At 49.9% G+C, this 19,194-nt stretch carries 16 protein-coding genes and 1 tRNA gene; 10 read left to right on the forward strand and 7 right to left on the reverse strand.

The window, feature by feature from the left end:
• Positions 1–293 precede the first annotated feature (293 nt).
• The 5 genes from RBH76_00135 to RBH76_00155 all read right to left on the reverse strand — a co-directional run bounded on the left by RBH76_00135 (position 294) and on the right by RBH76_00155 (position 2,880).
• Positions 294–506, reverse strand: coding sequence for a hypothetical protein (locus tag RBH76_00135; protein ID WMJ83873.1), 213 nt, complete (start codon positions 504–506; stop codon positions 294–296).
• Positions 507–1,020: 514 nt separating this feature from the next.
• Positions 1,021–1,096, reverse strand: a tRNA-Thr gene (locus RBH76_00140).
• 260 nt (positions 1,097–1,356) lie between these two features.
• A complete protein-coding gene (locus RBH76_00145) occupies positions 1,357–1,842 on the reverse strand; it encodes a hypothetical protein (protein ID WMJ83874.1) in 486 nt (161 codons plus the stop codon).
• Positions 1,843–1,957: 115 nt separating this feature from the next.
• Entirely contained in the window at positions 1,958–2,227 is a 270-nt protein-coding gene (locus tag RBH76_00150) for a hypothetical protein (GenBank protein WMJ83875.1), read from the reverse strand.
• Positions 2,197–2,880, reverse strand: a complete 684-nt coding sequence (locus RBH76_00155; protein ID WMJ83876.1) for a S1 RNA-binding domain-containing protein — start codon at positions 2,878–2,880, stop codon at positions 2,197–2,199. The genes RBH76_00150 and RBH76_00155 overlap by 31 nt, the downstream gene beginning before the upstream one ends.
• A 244-nt stretch (positions 2,881–3,124) precedes the next feature.
• Here RBH76_00155 and RBH76_00160 point away from each other — a divergent pair, with 244 nt between their 5' ends.
• The 10 genes from RBH76_00160 (at position 3,125) to rpoC (ending at position 16,821) form a co-directional block, all read left to right on the forward strand.
• Entirely contained in the window at positions 3,125–3,322 is a 198-nt protein-coding gene (locus RBH76_00160) for a DUF951 domain-containing protein (protein WMJ83877.1), read from the forward strand.
• Between the two features lie 13 nt (positions 3,323–3,335).
• Entirely contained in the window at positions 3,336–4,418 is a 1,083-nt protein-coding gene (gene prfA / locus RBH76_00165; GenBank protein ID WMJ83878.1) for a peptide chain release factor 1, read from the forward strand.
• Positions 4,418–5,443 carry an L-threonylcarbamoyladenylate synthase gene (locus RBH76_00170; protein ID WMJ83879.1) on the forward strand — a complete coding sequence of 342 codons (1,026 nt, stop codon included), beginning with the start codon at positions 4,418–4,420 and terminating at the stop codon, positions 5,441–5,443. The genes prfA and RBH76_00170 overlap by 1 nt, the downstream gene beginning before the upstream one ends.
• Positions 5,440–6,120: a dephospho-CoA kinase gene (gene coaE, locus RBH76_00175; GenBank protein WMJ83880.1), complete on the forward strand. Its 681-nt coding sequence runs from the start codon at positions 5,440–5,442 to the stop codon at positions 6,118–6,120. Before RBH76_00170 ends, coaE begins: the two co-directional genes overlap by 4 nt.
• Complete coding sequence (locus RBH76_00180) at positions 6,117–6,686, forward strand: lytic transglycosylase domain-containing protein (GenBank protein WMJ83881.1); 570 nt, start codon at positions 6,117–6,119, stop codon at positions 6,684–6,686. The genes coaE and RBH76_00180 overlap by 4 nt, the downstream gene beginning before the upstream one ends.
• A gap of 54 nt (positions 6,687–6,740) precedes the next feature.
• A complete protein-coding gene (locus tag RBH76_00185) occupies positions 6,741–8,144 on the forward strand; it encodes an aminopeptidase (GenBank protein ID WMJ83882.1) in 1,404 nt (467 codons plus the stop codon).
• A 94-nt stretch (positions 8,145–8,238) separates the two neighbouring features.
• Positions 8,239–8,814, forward strand: coding sequence for a flavodoxin family protein (locus RBH76_00190; GenBank protein WMJ83883.1), 576 nt, complete (start codon positions 8,239–8,241; stop codon positions 8,812–8,814).
• Positions 8,815–8,925: 111 nt separating this feature from the next.
• Positions 8,926–9,207, forward strand: coding sequence for a hypothetical protein (locus RBH76_00195; protein WMJ83884.1), 282 nt, complete (start codon positions 8,926–8,928; stop codon positions 9,205–9,207).
• 328 nt (positions 9,208–9,535) lie between these two features.
• Complete coding sequence (rpoB, locus tag RBH76_00200; GenBank protein ID WMJ83885.1) at positions 9,536–13,258, forward strand: DNA-directed RNA polymerase subunit beta; 3,723 nt, start codon at positions 9,536–9,538, stop codon at positions 13,256–13,258.
• 17 nt (positions 13,259–13,275) lie between these two features.
• Positions 13,276–16,821, forward strand: a complete 3,546-nt coding sequence (gene rpoC / locus RBH76_00205; GenBank protein WMJ83886.1) for a DNA-directed RNA polymerase subunit beta' — start codon at positions 13,276–13,278, stop codon at positions 16,819–16,821.
• A 79-nt stretch (positions 16,822–16,900) separates the two neighbouring features.
• Here rpoC and RBH76_00210 read toward each other — a convergent pair whose 3' ends face one another.
• Entirely contained in the window at positions 16,901–18,460 is a 1,560-nt protein-coding gene (locus RBH76_00210; protein ID WMJ83887.1) for a PepSY domain-containing protein, read from the reverse strand.
• Positions 18,457–19,032 (reverse strand): RNA polymerase sigma factor, encoded by a 576-nt coding sequence (locus RBH76_00215; protein WMJ83888.1) that lies wholly within the window; start codon positions 19,030–19,032, stop codon positions 18,457–18,459. The genes RBH76_00210 and RBH76_00215 overlap by 4 nt, the downstream gene beginning before the upstream one ends.
• Positions 19,033–19,194: the final 162 nt, after the last annotated feature.

Here is a 19,194-nt window from a genome sequence, read left to right on the forward strand (position 1 = left end):
ATTGGTTGTAGGACAACATGAACGTAATGAAAAGCACATTAAAGGATACAGTAATAAGCGTCTGCCTAACATTTTTCGCAACACATTACTTGATTTAGTATTGGTTACCTGAATGCAGAAAATTTTATTTCACTTTCTATTTGGAGCCTTTGCTAACCTGGTTTTATTTTGAATGCGGCTACGCTGCCGAGATTGTGACATATCTCGAAAAAATCACGGAATCGAATGATTCTGTTTTGTGTTTAACGGATGAAGAACGTGACGGAGCAGAGGCGTTGTTCAATTGGACTTTCTTAGCATAAGCAAAGGAGTTCGGGTGAAATAATTTCTCCGCTATAAAACTTGCCGTTGTATTCAATAATTGTCGCAAAAGCAATATGGCACGTTACCTTATCACCATTTAAAGGAACAATATTTATGTCGTGAACAAGTTGCAATTCTGAAATTTCAATAGTGCATTTAAGTAGAATATGATATGCTTCCGGAAACTTCAAATTTTTAGCCACTTTTTGTTCCTCCTATATTTTCCTTAGCACATGGAAGGAGCGCAGGCAAGTCGTTTTATGCTCCTAATCATAATATAAATTTTAAAAAAGAATTTTTGATAAATATTTTTCGAGGACAGAGCACATTGGCGAAAAGGAATTAAAAATGTCCCTGATTGCATAGTATGCGAACGCTGATGGTATTTCCGATGAACCCACACAAAGAAAGACGGCAGGACAACCTCTCGGTTAACCTGCCGTCTTGTTTATGCCGTTAAGCTTCTTCCCATAGCCTGATAGAAGTAACCAGCTTTTAAAAGGCTTGCGCCCAAACGATGCCCCAAACGCATCAATGGACTTATCTATGCCAATAGACACCGAAAGGTGTTTAAACCAGAAAGGCTATGATGTTAACGGCATCATGGTCTTTCTTTTTGTACTTTGAAAAATAAACAACGATTTGCTCTATAGTAAAACTATAAGACTATATAGAGATATCATTCCTCGGATCTCAATGAACCGAGGAATGATATTTTGGAGCTGCTAACCAGATTCGAACTGGTGACCTCGTCCTTACCAAGGACGTGCTCTACCACCTGAGCCATAGCAGCATATTGAATTTTGTTGTTGGCGTTGGTGCAACGTTGATTATTATAGCCGATAGTGTATCGGTTGTCAATATAATTTAATCATTTTCTTTTTTATTCTTTTTAATTCAAATATAGACTTATATTTTAAAATTGCGACATGGTTCCAATGGACTTTGACAATATATGAAAAAAGGTGTAATGATACAATCGCACAGTCAAAAGACTGTGCGATTGTATCAAGAGCCGTTTAAAATATTGTGTGGTACTTTAAAAATGATAAATTATGCGACGCTTGGCATTGTGGGGACGCGGTGAACACAAGCGGCTGTGTAGCGCGGTGTGGTGCGCGTGTGGCGCTTTGAACCGGTTAATGCCTTGCGTTTTTGGTTAGAAAAGGCCGCTGCAACAAGTGCAATCGTGAGACTGACGGCCGCTAATATGATAAGTGCAGTTAGCAAGCCGCTGCGCAGTATATTTTGAGTGCGCAGTTCGTTTTGCAGACATACGAATACGGCGTCCGAAAGGGGAATGGCTGTATCTCCGGAGGGTGTGGTGATGATGGCGTTATCCGCCAGAAAGTGCGCCGGTGCTATAACCGGCTGCGCATCGGTATTGCGATATGTAATCTGATACGCAACAGGGAACAGGCGGGAAATTGTATTGGAAGCGAAGGCCTGAATGCGGGGCAGCCCAACTCCTATCGTCAAAGAAAGGATAGCAGCGGCAATAAGGCACAACACAGAAAACTTTTTGCTTAATCTTTTCATATTTAATCTCCTCCTGGAATTGGTAGCTTGGAACAACTGTTCTTTTTATACTATATCACGAACGCATGTTCTAATGCAAGGGGTTTTGTAAAAAAAGAGAACAAATATTCTGGAGTTATATAAATACCGACTCCACAAGGCGTGCTGAATCGGGTGGTGAATACTGCCAGCGGTCCATGTGGTCGCCCTCGAAGAAGTATTGCAGTGGCATCGGGGGATACTGGGCAGTGAAGGCGTCAACAATAATGAGCTTTACCTTCATTTTCTGTGGTATCAGACTTTTAATGTAAACGCTCGCGTGTTGTGAACAGCTGACCTGCGCGCGCGGCTCGGCCAGGCCGGCCAGATTCGGGGTCAGCTCGACAAATATACCGTAAGATTCCACCGAACGAATAATGCCCGCGACCGTTTCTCCCGCTGAAAAGCGGGCTGCATTTCAGCCCAGGTGCTCAGTAGCTCTTTATGGGTCAAACAAATTCGGCCGGAGGGCTCAATATCGCGCACAACAACGCGAATATCCTGGCCAAGGCTGAAGCGGTCACGCGGGTGGGAGATGCGCGAAACCGAGATGGCGTCGATCGGGACCATTGACGAAATGCCACAACCGATGTCTACAAAACAGCCGAACCCTTCTAAATGGGTGGTACGTGCGCGGATGACATCACCACGACGCAGACGGGAGAGATATTGCTCACTGCAGCGTTGCTGCGCAGCACGGCGTGAGAGCATTGGTGTAACTTGCCCGCCGATTGTTTCAAATCCGACAACCGTAAAGCACACGGGCTTGTTAACGCGAGAGATCATAGCAATATCGCGTGTTTCGCCACTTTTTATGCCCAATGCGCCTTCTTCCCTCGAGATGATACCCTTGAGCCCGCCGCCAAGCTCGACGATAAGGTTGTGGGAAGAATCGCATATAATGGCGCGCCCTTCGAGAATGTCGCCGTTTTTAGACGCTTCCGAAAGCGCGAAGAGATTAGAAATGCGCAGGGTATTTTGTGTGGTTTCGATCAGATGACCTTCGGGATAAAATTCCATTTGCGGATGCCCCCTCTTTTTTGACACGGCAGGGTGTGGATATCCTGCCGATTCTATGTTTATTCTTGTGAGAGAGGGTTTAGAAGCAGCGGTTGAATTTATAACGTTTTTTAGGCGAATACACTTTTAAAATGCCGTTATTTTTAAAGGTTATTTTACGGTGCGCCACTATAAAAAATATTTGCCAGTGCAGCCTGATATCTGTTATAATAACAAATTGAAGTAGTGTAAGGAGGGGAAACCGATGGATGTACGGGTAGGAGATACCCTGTTGATGAAAAAGCCGCACCCCTGCGGGTCAAAAGAATTTTTGGTGCTGCGTTCAGGTGCTGACTTTCGCATCCGCTGCAAGGGCTGCGGTCGAGAGGTCATGGTGCCCCGCCCAAAGGTTGAGCGCCACATTAAACAGATTATTCATCCCGAGCCCCCCATAGAAGGATAAACGGAGGAACATTATGCTCGATAAGATAAAATCCGCCGAGCTGCGTTATGATGAAATCAGTCGCAAGCTTATGGACCCTACCGTCGTCAACGACAATGCGTTGTACAAGTCGTTGATGAAAGAATATAAGGCCCTGACGCCGCTCGTGGAAAAATACCGCGAATATCAGGATGCTAAAGCCGCCAATGACGAGGCGCGCGAGCTGCTCGACGAAGCCGGGCTTGACCGTGAGCTTAAAGAAATGGCGCAGGAGCAGCTGCTCGAGAGCCAGAAGGTGCTTGACGGCTGTGGCGAGGAGCTTAAAATATTGTTACTGCCCAAGGACCCAGACGACGACAAGTCCGCTATTGTGGAAATTCGCGGCGGTGCGGGCGGCGAGGAGGCGGCGCTTTTTGCTGCGTCGCTCTACCGTATGTATTGCATGTATGCCGACTCAAAAGGCTGGAAAAGCGAGCTGATTTCTTGCAACGAGACCGAGTTACACGGCTTTAAAGAGGTGTGCTTTATGCTCCAAGGCGAAGCGGCCTATTCGCGCATGAAGTATGAAAGCGGTGTTCACCGCGTGCAGCGCGTACCAGATACCGAGGCCTCTGGGCGTATACACACCTCCACTGTCACGGTGGCCGTGTTGCCAGAGGTGGAGGATGTTGAAATCGATATTAACCCAGGCGATCTTCAGGTTGACACCTATCGTGCAAGCGGGGCGGGTGGCCAGCACGTCAACAAGACTGAATCGGCTATTCGAATTACTCACCTTCCTACCGGCATGGTTGTGGAATGTCAGGACGAACGCAGCCAGCACAAAAACCGCGAGAAAGCCATGACGGTGTTACGCTCGCGCCTTTATGAGAAGATGCAGCAGGAGCAGACCGACCAAATTGCGGCCGAACGCCGCAGTCAGGTGGGTACAGGTGACCGCTCAGAGCGCATCCGTACCTATAATTTTCCGCAGGGACGACTGACCGACCACCGCATCGGTCTGACCCTTTATAAGCTTGATTCGATCATGAACGGTGACCTAGATGATGTTTTTTCGACGTTGATCACCTATGACCAGACCGAAAAGCTCAAACGTGCGGCAGAAGGGCAGGCGTAGTGAAGGTGCCTATGACACAGGTGCTCGGCTGTGATGAAAACGGCGTGCAGGCGGCAGCGGCGCTGCTGCAGGCCGGGCGGGTGGTTGCCATCCCGACCGAAACGGTATATGGTCTTGCTGCCAATGCACTGGATGAAACCGCAGTAAAAAAAATATTCTCGGTCAAAGGTCGCCCACAGGATAACCCTTTGATTGTGCATATCAGCGACCTGGATATGTGGCCATCTCTGGTCGCCAATTTACCCAAACGTGCGCTAGCGCTGGCGGAAGCCTTTTGGCCGGGACCGTTGACCATTATTTTGCCTAAAAGCGATTTAGTGCCCGTTACCACAACGGCGGGCATGGACTCGGTGGCGGTTCGCATGCCTTCACACCCGGCTGCCCGTGCCGTGATCAAGGCCGCGGGGTTGCCGCTGGCAGCACCCTCGGCCAATCTCTCGGGGTCGCCATCGCCGACGACAGCGCAGCATTGTTTAAAGGATTTGAACGGAAAAATTCCACTTGTTTTAGATGGTGGTGCCTGCGATGTCGGCATTGAATCGACGGTGGTTTCGCTGGTGGACAAGCCTGTTCTGCTGCGCCCAGGTGCTATTACGGTCGAGATGTTGTCTAAAGTACTTGGCGAGACCGTCGCCATTTCCGAGGCGGTCAGCAGGCCGCTCAAGACGGGGGAGCGCCCGACTTCACCGGGTATGAAATACCGGCATTACGCGCCGCGGGCGCGCGTTGTTTTAGTTGAGTCGGATCTGGAATCCTACATTAAGCTGCTCAACAACGCCGCCGAGCCTAAAACCTACGGGTTGGTGTTTGAGGGTGAGCAGTCGCTGGTACTAAAGCCCTGCATCACCTACGGCCGGGCGCATGATGCGGCCAGCCAGAACCGGGAGTTATTTGCGTCGCTGCGGCAGCTCGATGAGTGTGGTGCAAAACTTGTTTATGCCCGGTGCCCTGACCGAGATGGTGCATCTCTCGGGGTTTATAACCGCATGCTGCGCGCTGCGGCTTTTGAGGTGATTAAGCTATGAGAAAAATTTGCGTGATTGGCCTGACCGGGCAGACTGGCGCCGGTAAATCGAGCGTTTCTAAGATTATTCGTTCGCAAGGTATTACAGTTATCGACTGCGACGCAGTTTCACGCGAGGTGGTCGCTAATGAAAAGGGCTGCCTGGCTGACATGGCCTTGGAATTTTCAATTGCTATTTTGAATATGGATGGGACATTAAACCGCAAAAAGCTTGCTGAAATTGTATTTGGCGATTCTAAAAAACTTGAGCGGCTCAACACGTTGATCTTTCCGTATATTCGCAGCTATTTAAAAGATAAGATTGAACAGCTTGAAGCTCAGGGTAAACGGGTTGTGATACTTGATGCCCCAACCCTGTTTGAAAGCGGCATTGACGCCGACTGCGACTCGGTGATTGCGGTTATCGCACCCGAGGCGTTGCGCCTCAATCGCATCGTTGTGCGTGATCATCTGACCGACGAAGAGGCGCGTCGTCGCATTGCTGCGCAACATAACGACGCCTATTACACCACGCGCTCACAGATTGTCATTGTCAACGACAAGGACCAGCAGGAGCTACATGTTAAAACACTTGAGCTGGTAGGAATGCTCCAGCGCGCCATCCGCGAGCAGTGTGATCTGAAGGGCGGCACAACTGAAAAACCTGTCGCGCCCGAAAGTCAGGAGAATGCCCAGTGACGCGCGGTCGCAAAGGGCGCAGAATCAAACGCCGGGCCATAATATCATTGTTTGGGTTGGCGCTGGTGCTGCTGGCTAGCTGGTTGGTGCTGCAATGCATTTATCCACTCAAGTATACCGATGCGGTTGAGCAATATGCGGCGGAATACGGGCTTTCTCCCGCGCTTGTATATGGTATTATCCATACTGAGAGCCGATTTCGACCCGATGCAGTCTCACCTATTGGTGCGCGCGGCCTAATGCAGATCACCGAAGAGACGTTCGAATGGGCACGTTGGCGCTGCGGTGATGACGAGGCCCTCTACGAGCATTTATTTGACCCCGAAACCAACATCCGTTATGGCACTTATATTTTTTCGCTGTTGCTAAAGGAGTTCGGCCAGCCGGAGGAAGCACTGGCGGCTTATCATGCAGGGTGGGGCAGTGTAAAAAAATGGCTTTCTACTGAAGAATACAGCAGTGACGGTGTCACACTTTTGAATATTCCGTTTAAGGATACCGCACAATATGTTCCGAGAGTAAAACACGCGGCGCAGGTTTACGCCAAAGTTTACGGCAAGCGTTAGACTATTATTTTTCGACGTGGTGCGAATGCACCCGGCTTTATAAGGAGGAGCATCATGACAGACAAGAAGAAGTCCGAGGCGCAGCTTTTAAAGGAGCAGCTTTGCTATACGCCTAAAAATGCGGGCGAGCTGCTTGACGACAGCGAGTGGGAAAAGGCCGACCTGTTTTGCGAGGGGTATAAAAAATTCCTCGATCTTGCCAAGACGGAGCGCGAGGCAGTGGAAGTTGCGATTTCTATGGCGCGCGAGAAGGGGTTTCGCGTATTTGATCCTCGCGTTCAATATAAAGCCGGCGACCGCGTGTTCTATAATAACCGCGGCAAGGCGCTTGTGCTTTGCACTATCGGTACCGAACCGTTGGAAAACGGCGTAAAGATTGTCGCATCACACATCGACGCGCCGCGCATTGACCTAAAGCCCCGCCCGCTTTATGAAGAGACGCAGCTTGCGATGTTTAAGACCCACTATTATGGCGGCATCAAAAAATATCAGTGGACGGCGATTCCGCTGGCTCTGCATGGCGTTGTCGTACGCGCTGACGGCGAGCGGGTATCGGTCATCATCGGTGAGGAAGACGGCGACCCGGTCTTTACCATCACCGACCTGCTGCCACACTTGGCCAGTGAACAGATGCAGCGCAAGGGCGTTGACATCATCAAGGGAGAGGCGCTCAACGTCTTAGTCGGGGGCAGAATGTTCCGTGACGACAAAGAAAGTGAGCGGGTCAAGTTGGCTATCCTCAAGCTGCTCAATGAAAAATATGGCTTGACCGAGGCGGATTTTCTCTCTGCCGAGCTGACGATGGTACCGGCCTTTAAGTCCAGTGATGTCGGGCTTGACCGCAGCTTTGTCGGTGCTTACGGCCACGACGACCGCGTCTGCGCTTACACCTCACTAATGGCGGCTCTTCAGATTACAAATCCTAGTCGCACGGTGGTGACGGTGCTCGCCGACAAAGAAGAAACCGGCTCCGAGGGTAATTCGGGGTTGCAGTCAAAATTCTTGCAGTATTTTATTGAAGATCTGGCAGCACCATTCGGACTCGCTGGCAGAACGGTGCTCTCAAAATCAAGCTGCTTGTCGGCGGATGTCAACGCAGCGTACGACCCGACCTACGGCGAGATGCACGAGAAGAATAACGCTTCTTATTGCAACTACGGTGTGGTGATCACCAAATATACCGGTTCACGCGGTAAAGCTTCCACCAACGATGCCTCGGCCGAATTCATGGGTGAGATCAGAAGCTTGCTCGACGGTGCAAAGGTTCAGTGGCAGACCGGTGAGCTTGGCAAGGTGGATGCTGGCGGCGGCGGCACGGTGGCAATGTATATCGCGGCGCTCAATGTCGATGTTGTAGACGTTGGCGTGCCGGTTCTTTCGATGCATGCGCCCTTCGAGGTCGTCTCCAAGAGCGATGTCTACCAGACATTCCGCGCTTTCGTCGAATACCACAAATAAAAGTATCAAGCCAAAGCCCGGCCACGTGCAGAATCCGCATGGCCGGGCTTAGCGCATATATACCTGGTTGGATATTTTGAAGGAGGATGTCATTATGAAGTGTCTGATACTTATGGGAAGTCCAAGAAAAAACGGAAACACAGCCTTGCTTTTAAAGCCGTTTATGCAGTCGCTGGCTGACGGTGGGGCAGAGCAGGAGTTGATCTGGCTTTATGATCAGACGATTCATCCGTGTACGGCATGCAGAACATGCCAGACAGACTGGTCGAGGTTTGGTTGCCGGTACAACGACGACATGCAGAAAATTTTTGATAAAGTTTGCAGCTGTGACATTATTGTGCTAGCGACGCCGATCTACTCATGGTACTGCACGCCACCGATGAAGGCGATGCTCGATCGTCTGGTTTATGGAATGAACAAATATTATGGCGATAAAAAAGGCCCGGCGTTATGGGCGGGGAAGAAGATGGTGCTACTCGTTACCTGTGGCTATCGCCCGGAAAAGGGCGCTGATCTGTTCGAGGTCGGTATGATCCGCTATTGCAAGCACTCTCAATTAACTTATGCGGGCATGCTATGCGAACGAGATTTGGGGTATGATCATGATTTTATGGACACTGACAAGACTGAGAACGCCCGCGAGTTTGCAAAAAGACTGCTAAATAGCTGATATACAGTGCGCTGAATAGATCACATGCGTTCTCGGCTCGGGACGAATACATATTTTAATATGTCACCATTTTGCCTGTATTTTCATAGCCTGATGGCAGGAGGGATAGCTATGACAGGTTGGATGGTTTTGATCACACTGCTCCTCTTTTTGGCAGCGTCTGCAGTTGGATGCTATCCGGGTAGGCAGCGCACAGCAAAGCATTTAACGGCCGCCGCGGGTGTAACCATGGCACTGACGGGGGCGATGTCGCTAATTCTGAAAGAAAATATGTTTTCAGATGCGCTTGTGGTGCCTGCGTCACTTTGGCTGCGTGCAGTTCTGGCCATAGCGGTTTGCGCCGGATTGGGCATCCTGCTGGCTCGGCTGGCTGGCGGCAAAAACAAACGATAAGTTGTATACAATTAGTGAAAAATGCCAACCATTTATAGGCTGGCATTTTTTTGTTATAAAATAAAAAAATCCCTCTCTCTTGCAGAAGGATCACAATTGTGGTAAAATATTTTTTTGCAAAAGGTAAAAAAGCCCCGAAAAGTATTGACAGCGACCTGAAAAAGGAATATACTAGTATACTGTATCATAATGGGTGTATCTGCCTTTAGCATAGTTTATCTTAACACACCCTAAATAAAAAAGCAATAGAAATTTACAAATCGGCAAAACGTTTCCTTGTATTTTTTGAGCTTTTAATAATCATAGACGAATGGAGTGAGCGAAACCTATGTTGCAGGTGAAACCCGTCAACCTTGGCAAAAACGTTCGCATGAGCTTCGGCAAAATTAATGAAGTTCTGGACATGCCAAACCTGATTGAGGTGCAAAAAAACTCCTACCGCTGGTTCCTCGATGAAGGCCTTAAGGACGTGTTTAACGACATGTCGGCCATTACCGATTATCAGGGTAATCTGGTGCTCGATTTTATCGATTACCGATTGGAGGACAAACCCAAGTACACCATTGAGGAGTGCAAAGAACGCGACACTACTTATGCTGCACCGCTCATCGTCACGACCAGTCTATTAAATCGCGAGACCGGTGAAATTAAAGAGCAGGAGATTTTCATGGGCGACTTTCCGCTCATGACCGAAAGTGGCACTTTTGTAATCAACGGTGCGGAGCGCGTTATTGTTTCGCAGCTTGTCCGTTCGCCCGGCGTTTATTATTCCCGCACAAGAGATAAATCCGGCCGGGAATTGTTCGCCGCCACCGTTATTCCTAACCGTGGTGCATGGTTAGAGTACGAGACTGATTCTAATGGCATTTTTTATGCCCGCATCGATAAAAACCGCAAGCTGCCCATCACCACCTTTGTCCGGGCGCTCGGTATTGCCACCGACGAGCAGATGATGGAGCTTTTGGGCGAAAGCGAATTATTGAGAACAACCCTTGAAAAGGACACCATTAAAAGTGTCAACGAAGCGCTGCAAGAGGTTTATCGCAAGCTGCGACCGGGTGAACCGCCTACCGTTGAATCGGCCAAAAGCCATATTAATTCATTGTTCTTTGACGCGCGGCGATATGATCTTTCAAGGGTTGGTCGCTACAAATACAACAAAAAATTGTCGATCTGCCAGCGAATCACCGACCGTGAGCTGGCCCAGGCGGTTGTCGACCCCATGACCGGCGAAATTTTGTATGAGCAGGGCGCCATTCTGACCCGCGAGGATGCGCAGAAAATAGAGTGCGCTGGCGTGGACTGCGTTTATATCCAAGTTGGCGAAGCTGTTGTTAAAGTCATTTCCAATGGAATGGTGGATATACATGACTTTGTCGATTGCGACGCGCTAGGCATTGTCGAAAAAGAAAAGGTTCGTTTCTGTGTTCTGCGCGAGATACTCGAACAGAACAACGACGACGAAGCAATTGCCGCTGCCATCAAGGCGCGTGCCGACGAGCTGGTGCCAAAGCACATCATCGTCGACGATATTTTCGCCACCGTCAACTACTTGTGCAACCTTTCGGTGGGCGTAGGTCTTGACGACGACATCGATCATCTCGGCAACCGCCGTATTCGCTCGGTGGGCGAACTGCTGCAAAATCAGTTCCGTATCGGCTTCTCCCGCATGGAGCGCGTCATACGTGAGCGCATGGCAACCCAAAGCCAGGATCAGGGCGAGGTGACGGCACAATCCCTCATCAATATCCGCCCCGTTGTGGCTTCCATCAAGGAGTTTTTCGGCTCTTCGCCGCTGTCCCAGTTCATGGATCAGACTAACCCCTTGGCGGAATTGACCCATAAGCGCCGTCTTTCGGCACTTGGCCCAGGCGGTCTTTCGCGTGACCGCGCAAGCTTTGAGGTTCGCGACGTTCACTATAGCCACTATGGCCGCATGTGCCCAATTGAAACGCCTGAAGGCCCGAACATCGGTCTGATCTCGTATCTTGCAACTTTTGCGCGCATTAATGAGTATGGCTTTATTGAGGCTCCTTATCGACGCGTATGCAAGGGTACCGGCAAAATTCTTGATGAAGTCATTTACATGACCGCTGATGTCGAGGACGAGTTTGTTGTAGCACAGGCTAACGAGCCGATTGAAGATGATTGTTTTGCCCGCCCCAGAGTTGCTGCCCGTTACCGCGACGCCATCCTTGAGGTGGATCGCGAATCGGTTGACTTTATGGATATTTCTCCGAAGATGGTGGTCTCAGTCGCGACTGCGATGATCCCCTTCCTCGAAAACGACGACGCCAACCGTGCGCTGATGGGCTCGAACATGCAGCGTCAGGCCGTTCCGCTTCTTAAAACCGAGTCGCCGATTGTTGGTACCGGTATGGAGTACAAGGCAGCGGTCGATTCCGGCGTTGTGGTCGTTTCCAAGCATAATGGTGTGGTCAAAAGTGTATCGGCCGATCTGGTCGTCATCACCGACGATCAGGGTATTAACCACAACTATCGGCTGACGAAATTCATGCGTAGCAACCAAGGCACCTGCGTCAACCAGCGCCCCATTCTCAAAAAGGGTGAGCGCGTCAAGGTCGGCGACGTGATTGCGGACGGCCCCGCAACTTCCAACGGTGAAATTTCGCTGGGCAAGAACATGCTTATCGGTTTTATGACGTGGGAAGGCTACAACTACGAGGACGCCGTTCTTATCAACGAGAAACTGGTTAAGGAGGATGTTTACACCTCCATTCATATTGAAGAATACGAAATTGAAGCCCGTGATACTAAGCTTGGGCCGGAAGAAATCACCCGCGACATCCCGAACGTTGGCGAAGACGTTTTAAAAGAGCTTGACGATCGCGGTATCATTCGTATTGGCGCCGAGGTTCGTGCTGGCGACATTCTTGTCGGCAAGGTCACGCCCAAGGGCGAAACCGAATTAAACGCTGAGGAGCGTCTGCTGCGCGCCATATTCGGCGAGAAGGCGCGTGAGGTTAGAGATACCTCGTTGCGCGTACCGCACGGCGAATACGGCATCATTGTCGATGTCAAAGTGTTCACGAGAGAAACTTCCGACGAGCTTTCTCCGGGTGTTAATATGGTGGTTCGTTGCTATATCGCTCAGAAACGTAAGATTTCTGTCGGCGATAAGATGGCGGGACGCCACGGCAACAAGGGCGTTGTTTCGCGCGTGCTGCCGCAGGAGGATATGCCTTATCTGCCCGGTGGCCAGCCGCTGGACATCGTTTTGAACCCCCTGGGCGTTCCTTCGCGTATGAACATCGGCCAGGTGCTTGAGGTTCATCTCGGACGCGCCGCCGCAGCATTGGGCTTTAAGATTATGACGCCGGTATTTGACGGCGCCAAGGAAGTCGATATTCGCGAAGCACTTTCTCAGGCGGGTCTTGCCGACGACGGCAAAACGGTCCTTTATGACGGACGCACCGGTGAACCATTTGACAACCGTGTAACCGTGGGTTACATGTACTTCTTAAAGTTGCATCACCTTGTTGACGATAAGATTCACGCCCGTTCTACCGGCCCTTACTCGCTCGTTACCCAGCAGCCGCTGGGCGGCAAGGCGCAGTTCGGCGGTCAGCGCTTCGGCGAGATGGAAGTTTGGGCACTCGAGGCATATGGCGCCGCTTACACACTGCAGGAAATTCTCACTGTGAAATCCGACGATGTGGTGGGCCGTGTCAAGACCTTTGAGGCGATCGTCAAGGGCAAGAATGTTCCCAAGCCTGGTATCCCCGAATCCTTCAAGGTTTTGATCAAAGAGCTCCAGTCGCTGGCGCTTGATGTTCGCGTGCTGGATAAGGACAACAACGAAATCGACCTCAAGCAACAGTTTGATGACGATGACAATATGGGGCTGACCCCGCTTGACACGGAGCTGTTCACCAACAACGTGGAGGTTGACGGCGAACTGGAAGCCGGCGGCTTCGCCGTTGAGAATACCGAAGGAGAGCCCGAGCTGGTCGACGACGGCCTGTTGTCGGAATTTGATGATATCGGATTCTTTAATGAGGACGATAACAACGACGACTTTGAAGATTAATTACGGAGGGATAGCAGTTGGAATTTAATGTTTTTGAGTCCATTAAAATTGGTCTTGCTTCCCCTGATCAGATTCGCTCCTGGAGCTACGGCGAGGTCAAAAAACCCGAGACCATCAATTACCGTACCCTAAAGCCGGAGCGCGACGGTCTGTTCTGCGAAAGAATTTTTGGACCCATGAAGGATTGGGAATGCTACTGCGGACGCTATAAGCGTATCCGCTATAAGGGCAAAATCTGTGAGCGCTGTGGCGTTGAGGTAACCCGTGCCAAGGTGCGCCGTGAGCGTATGGGCCACATTGAATTGGCCGCACCGGTTTCTCACATCTGGTATTTTAAGGGCACGTCGTCCCGCATGGGACTGCTGCTTAATATGTCCCCCAGACTGTTGGAAAAGGTGCTGTATTTCGCGGCTTATATCGTCATTGATCCCGGCATTACCAACTTGAAAAAATATGCGCTGCTCTCTGAAAAGGAGTATCGTGACCTGCGTGAGGCGTATGAGGACGAGTTTGACGCCGGTATGGGTGCCGAAGCCGTTAAAAAGCTTTTAACGGAGCTTGATCTTGCTGCACTTTCGGTCGAACTGAAAGAAGAGCTGGAGAAGGCTGCGGGTCAGAAGCGCGCGAAGCTGTTAAAGCGCCTTGAAGTTGTCGAGGCGTTCCGCGCCTCCGGTAACCATCCCGAGTGGATGATTCTCGACGTTGTGTCGGTAATTCCGCCCGATATCCGCCCGATGGTTCAGCTCGACGGCGGACGCTTCGCCACTAGCGATTTAAACGACCTTTATCGTCGTGTGATAAACCGCAACAACCGCTTAAAGAAGCTGCTGGAACTCGGCGCGCCCGATATCATCGTTCGCAACGAGAAGCGTATGCTGCAGGAGGCTGTTGATGCCCTGATCGATAACGGTCGCCGTGGCCGCCCGGTCACTGGCCCCAATAACCGCCCGCTAAAGTCGCTTTCCGACATGTTAAAGGGCAAACAAGGCCGCTTTAGACAGAACCTGTTGGGTAAGCGCGTTGACTATTCCGGCCGTTCGGTTATCGTTGTCGGCCCGGAGCTCAAGATGTACCAGTGCGGATTACCTAAAGAAATGGCACTGGAACTCTTTAAGCCCTTCGTCATGAAGCGCTTGGTCGACCAGAAGGTCGCCACCAACATCAAGAACGCCCGCAAAATGGTCGAGCGTGCGACTGTCAAAGAGGTTTGGGACGCACTTGAAGTGGTCATCAAGGATCATCCGGTACTATTGAACCGTGCGCCTACGCTGCATAGACTCGGCATTCAGGCCTTTGAACCCGTACTGGTTGAGGGCAAGGCTCTCAAGCTTCATCCGCTGGTTTGTACCGCTTATAACGCCGACTTTGACGGCGACCAGATGGCTGTTCACGTGCCGCTTTCGGCAGAGGCGCAGGCTGAGGCGCGTTTCCTGATGCTGGCGGCCAACAACCTTTTAAAACCCTCCGATGGTAGCCCAGTCACCGTCCCGACGCAGGACATGGTGCTCGGTTCCTACTACCTAACCATGGTGCGTGAAAACGAAAAGGGTTCGGGTAAGGTGTTCCGCGACTTTGATGAAGCGCTCATGGCTTATAACGAGGGCGCTGTAACGCTGCACGCTCCTGTTAAGGTGCGCAGAACTATTGATATTGATGACAAGCGCGTTTCTAAGATTATTGAAACCACTGTCGGACGCATTATCTTTAACACCCCCATTCCGCAGGATTTGGGCTATGTTGATCGCACCGACTACGACAGTAAATTTAAGCTGGAAGTTGAGTTCTTGGTCAAGAAGAAGACGCTCGGCGATATCATTGACCGCTGCATTCGTACCCACGGCAGCGCCAGAACCGCCGAAATGCTCGACCAGATCAAGGCACAGGGCTTTAAGTATTCGACGCGCGGCGCCGTCACCGTCGCAGTTTGCGACGCGGTGATTCCCCCCGAAAAGAAAGACCTGTTGGCTGCCGCTGATGAGAACATCACCAAGATCAGCCGTCAATACGAGCGTGGCCTCATCTCCGACGAGGTGCGCTACGAGCGCGTGATCAAGACCTGGAACGAAACGACTGCCAAGGTTAAAGACGCACTGCAAAAATGTTTCACCGAGGATAACCCCATCTTTATGATGGCTGATTCCGGTGCGCGTGGTTCGATGGACCAGATTCGTCAGCTCGCAGGTATGCGCGGATTGATCGCCAACACCTCGGGTCGTGCCATCGAGCTGCCGATCAAGGCCAACTACCGTGAAGGCCTGACCATACTCGACTACTTCAACTCCTCTCGAGGCGCGCGTAAAGGCTTGGCCGATACCGCGCTGCGTACCGCTGACTCGGGCTACCTGACCCGCCGTCTCGTCGACGTTTCGCAGGATGTTATTATCCGCGAGATTGATTGCGGAACCCACGAGGGCATTGTCGCGGTTTCGATTACCGACTCCGGCCGTGAGATCGAAAGCTTGCGTGAACGTCTCATTGGGCGTTATGTCACCGACACCGTTGTGCACCCCAAAACCGGCGAGGTACTCATGACCCGCGACCGCATGATGACATTTAACGACGCAGAGCGCATCGTCAAGTCAGGCATTGAGCAGGTCAAAATTCGCTCGGTCTTAAACTGCGAGAGCAAGAACGGCGTTTGCGCTCACTGCTACGGCGCGAACCTTGCAAATGGCCAGCCGGTCGGCATCGGCGAGGCGGTCGGTATCATCGCCGCCCAGTCCATCGGCGAACCTGGTACCCAGCTGACCATGAGAACGTTCCACACCGGAGGCACCGTTACGGCCAGCGATATCACACAGGGTCTGCCCCGTGTTGAAGAGCTGTTTGAAGCCAGAAAGCCCAAAAATGCTGCGATTGTTTCGCACTTGACCGGTGTTGTTTCCTATGAAAAGGATCCCAAGGGCGGCGACCTTGTTGTCGTGACCAGCGATGATGGAGAGCGCTTTGAAAAGCAGGTTATCTATGGCTCTACTCGTTGCTTTGAAGAGGGCGATGTAGTCCAAAAGGGCGATCTGCTCACCGAAGGCTCGGCCGAACCCAATGAAATACTTGCTGTTTCGGGCCATCTCGCTGTGCAGGATTATCTCATTAAGGAAGTTCAGCGTGTTTACCGCACACAGGGCGTTGATATCAGTGACAAGCATATCGAGGTCATTGTACGTCAGATGATGCGCAAGGTGCGCATTGACGACGGTGGCGATTCTTCGCTGATCCCCGGCGTGCATATCGAAAAGAGCGAATTTATAAACATTAACGAGGAAATCTACAGAAAAGCCGAAAGAGAAGGCTGCGAGCCGCACTATGCAACCTGCATTCCTGTGCTGCTCGGTATCACCAAGGCATCCTTGGTGACCGAATCCTTCCTGTCGGCGGCGTCCTTCCAGGAGACCACCCGTGTTCTGACCGAAGCAGCTATCAAGGGCAAGGTCGACCCGCTGATGGGCCTGAAGGAAAATGTCATCATCGGCAAGCTTGTTCCCGCTGGCACTGGCACTGTTCAGTACGAAGATGTTACTATCAGGAACGAGCAATCCTGTGATCGTGGTTTTGTAGGCCAATAACTAACTATAAACAAAAACACCGTTCTGATTATCAGAACGGTGTTTTTTGGCTTATTTATTGGCAAATGCGAGTAGGGAATTAGTCGTCGGAATCGTCGGAGTCGTCGGAATCGTCGGAGTCGTCGGAGTCGTCGGAGTCGTCGGAGTCGTCGGAGTCGTCGGAGTCGTCGGAATCGTCGGAGTCGTCGGAGTCGTCGGAATCGTCGGAGTCGTCGGAGTCGTCGGAATCGTCGGAGTCGTCGGAATCGTCGGAGTCGTCGTCATTTTCGTCTAGATCATCAAGGTCTTTTTTATCATCTTTATCATCGTCGAGTTCTTTTTCAGCCGATATAACAGCGCCCGTCACAGCATCAATTTCGTACTGGTACTCCACTCCGTCGATGACCCATTCCACTTCGTAGACAGCCTTACCGTCGTCAATTTCGAGAGAAGGTGCCGCGCTCACCTTATCCAAACTTACATTTGCGTGAGAAAGTGCAAGCCTTGCAGCTTTATCGGTGGAGATATAATTTACTTTTGAAAGATTCTTTTCGTCATCGTCCTGGTCGTCATCGTCGTGATCAAAGTCGTCTTTATCATCGTCGTCCTTGTCATCATCATTGTCATCGTCGTCATTTTCGTCTAGATCATCATGGTCATTATCGTCATCGTCTTTATCATCATCCTTGTCTATATCTGTGGAGACGATCTCGCCTGTAATGGCATCAATTTCAAAAGAATATTCAACCCCATTGACTTCTAGCTCAACCTCATATATTAACTTGCCATTTTCAAAATCCAGCTCAGATTTAAAGTCTTTTAATTCAGAAGCTTCTAATCCTGAGTGTTTTAAAACTGCATCCAGGGCTGCGTTATCATTAATATAAGCTTTTTCGCTAACCTTACCATTGGTCTCAACATCCTTGAGAGCCGTTTTTTGGGCACCGTACAAAAGGTTTAAATCATTGATTGAAAGAGATGCAAGTTCATTAAAGTCTAAATCAGAGTTTTGGTCCACCATCTTTTGGATAAGAGCCGCTTTACCTTCAGAAATATTTTTCTCTTTAGCCAGCGCTTTAATTTGCTTATCCTTAGGGAGAACCTGACTGATAATAGCGGCTTCGATCTCACTAGAAACAAGCTGATTGCCAATTTTGTCTACCAGTTTATTCTTTAAAGCAGTACCCTTATCACTGTCGTCGTTCTCAACGGATATAAGAATAGAGTTGGCAAGTTCATCGATATAACCATTCTTCAGCATTGAGCCTATAATTGCATTTACAGCAACATCAGCATCAGCATTTTTTAGGTCCATGCCATCTAATATAACAGATGCATCATCATTGCAGGCGGTGACATCAAGCACACGCTCTGAGCGGTTGAGCGAAAGCTCAATACTGGGGTTTACGTCCAAAGCGACAATAGAATCCACCTTGTTGTTTACAACACCATATCCAACCGCTCCAGCGCAGATAATCATGATAGCGGCAGCGCATGTTGCAATTATCGGAATAAAACCACGTTTTTTATTTCTTATATTGGACATCTCAATCACAGTTCCTTTCTGTTGCGCGCATTCGGAGAGGATGTGATCTAAGACATCAGGAACAGAGTTTTGAACAGCTTTTTTTAACCTGTTTTCGATCTCTCTGTTTGTCATTTGTATCCCTCCGATAGCTTGTTTTTTAGCTTTTTAAGCGCTCTGTGGTATTTTGACAGGACAGTGGGCAGCGCAAGATCCAATAAATCGGAAATCTCACGGTGTTTTAATCCGGACACTGCGTGGAGCAAAACAATTTGACACTCTTGAGAAGATAGTTCTTTTAGCGCAGTGTTCAGAACCATCTTATCTTCTAAAGAAAGATTTGGTGGCTCATAAAAAAACTGCTCCTGATCCTCAAAAGATTCATATGAGGTCTTATTGCGTTCGCGTAGCTTCATACGTGCAAGATTTTTGGCTATGGTTAAAATCCATGCCATGGGTTTACCCCGCGGATGATAGCTGCTGCTGGCGGCATACATCTTGATGTATGTCTCCTGGAGAACATCCTGCGCGTCATGCTCATTTTTCAAAATAGAGAGGGCAAATCCATAAACAGCGCTGTTCGTTTCGCGATAGATGGTGCGAAGCGCATCGGTGTTCTTGCATGCCATTAAAGCTATGCATTGTTCAAGCTCCAAATAATTGGGGGCAGTGTCGTGATATCCAGTTGTTGACGTCAAACAAAACAATTGTATCTTCCCCTGTCATATCATTAATGCACAAGCATGGTGTTTTATTGCATACTTTTTAAAAAAATTAAAATTACTGGTTTTTAATATTACCAGTAATCAACCATTTTCGCAACTTAATACGATTAAATACGAATTGCTAAATTATTTATTTTTTAAAAA

The organism is Oscillospiraceae bacterium MB24-C1 (assembly GCA_030913685.1).
Classification (GTDB): domain Bacteria; phylum Bacillota; class Clostridia; order Oscillospirales; family Ruminococcaceae; genus Yanshouia.

Coding starts and splice junctions, on each gene's coding strand:
- RBH76_00145 (WMJ83874.1), bottom strand. CDS start 1,842: ATGAAAAGATTAAGCAAAAAGTTTTCTGTGTTGTGCCTTATTGCCGCT.
- RBH76_00155 (WMJ83876.1), bottom strand. CDS start 2,880: ATGGAATTTTATCCCGAAGGTCATCTGATCGAAACCACACAAAATACC.
- RBH76_00160 (WMJ83877.1), top strand. CDS start 3,125: ATGGATGTACGGGTAGGAGATACCCTGTTGATGAAAAAGCCGCACCCC.
- prfA (WMJ83878.1), top strand. CDS start 3,336: ATGCTCGATAAGATAAAATCCGCCGAGCTGCGTTATGATGAAATCAGT.
- coaE (WMJ83880.1), top strand. CDS start 5,440: ATGAGAAAAATTTGCGTGATTGGCCTGACCGGGCAGACTGGCGCCGGT.
- RBH76_00185 (WMJ83882.1), top strand. CDS start 6,741: ATGACAGACAAGAAGAAGTCCGAGGCGCAGCTTTTAAAGGAGCAGCTT.
- RBH76_00190 (WMJ83883.1), top strand. CDS start 8,239: ATGAAGTGTCTGATACTTATGGGAAGTCCAAGAAAAAACGGAAACACA.
- RBH76_00195 (WMJ83884.1), top strand. CDS start 8,926: ATGACAGGTTGGATGGTTTTGATCACACTGCTCCTCTTTTTGGCAGCG.
- rpoB (WMJ83885.1), top strand. CDS start 9,536: ATGTTGCAGGTGAAACCCGTCAACCTTGGCAAAAACGTTCGCATGAGC.
- RBH76_00210 (WMJ83887.1), bottom strand. CDS start 18,460: ATGACAAACAGAGAGATCGAAAACAGGTTAAAAAAAGCTGTTCAAAAC.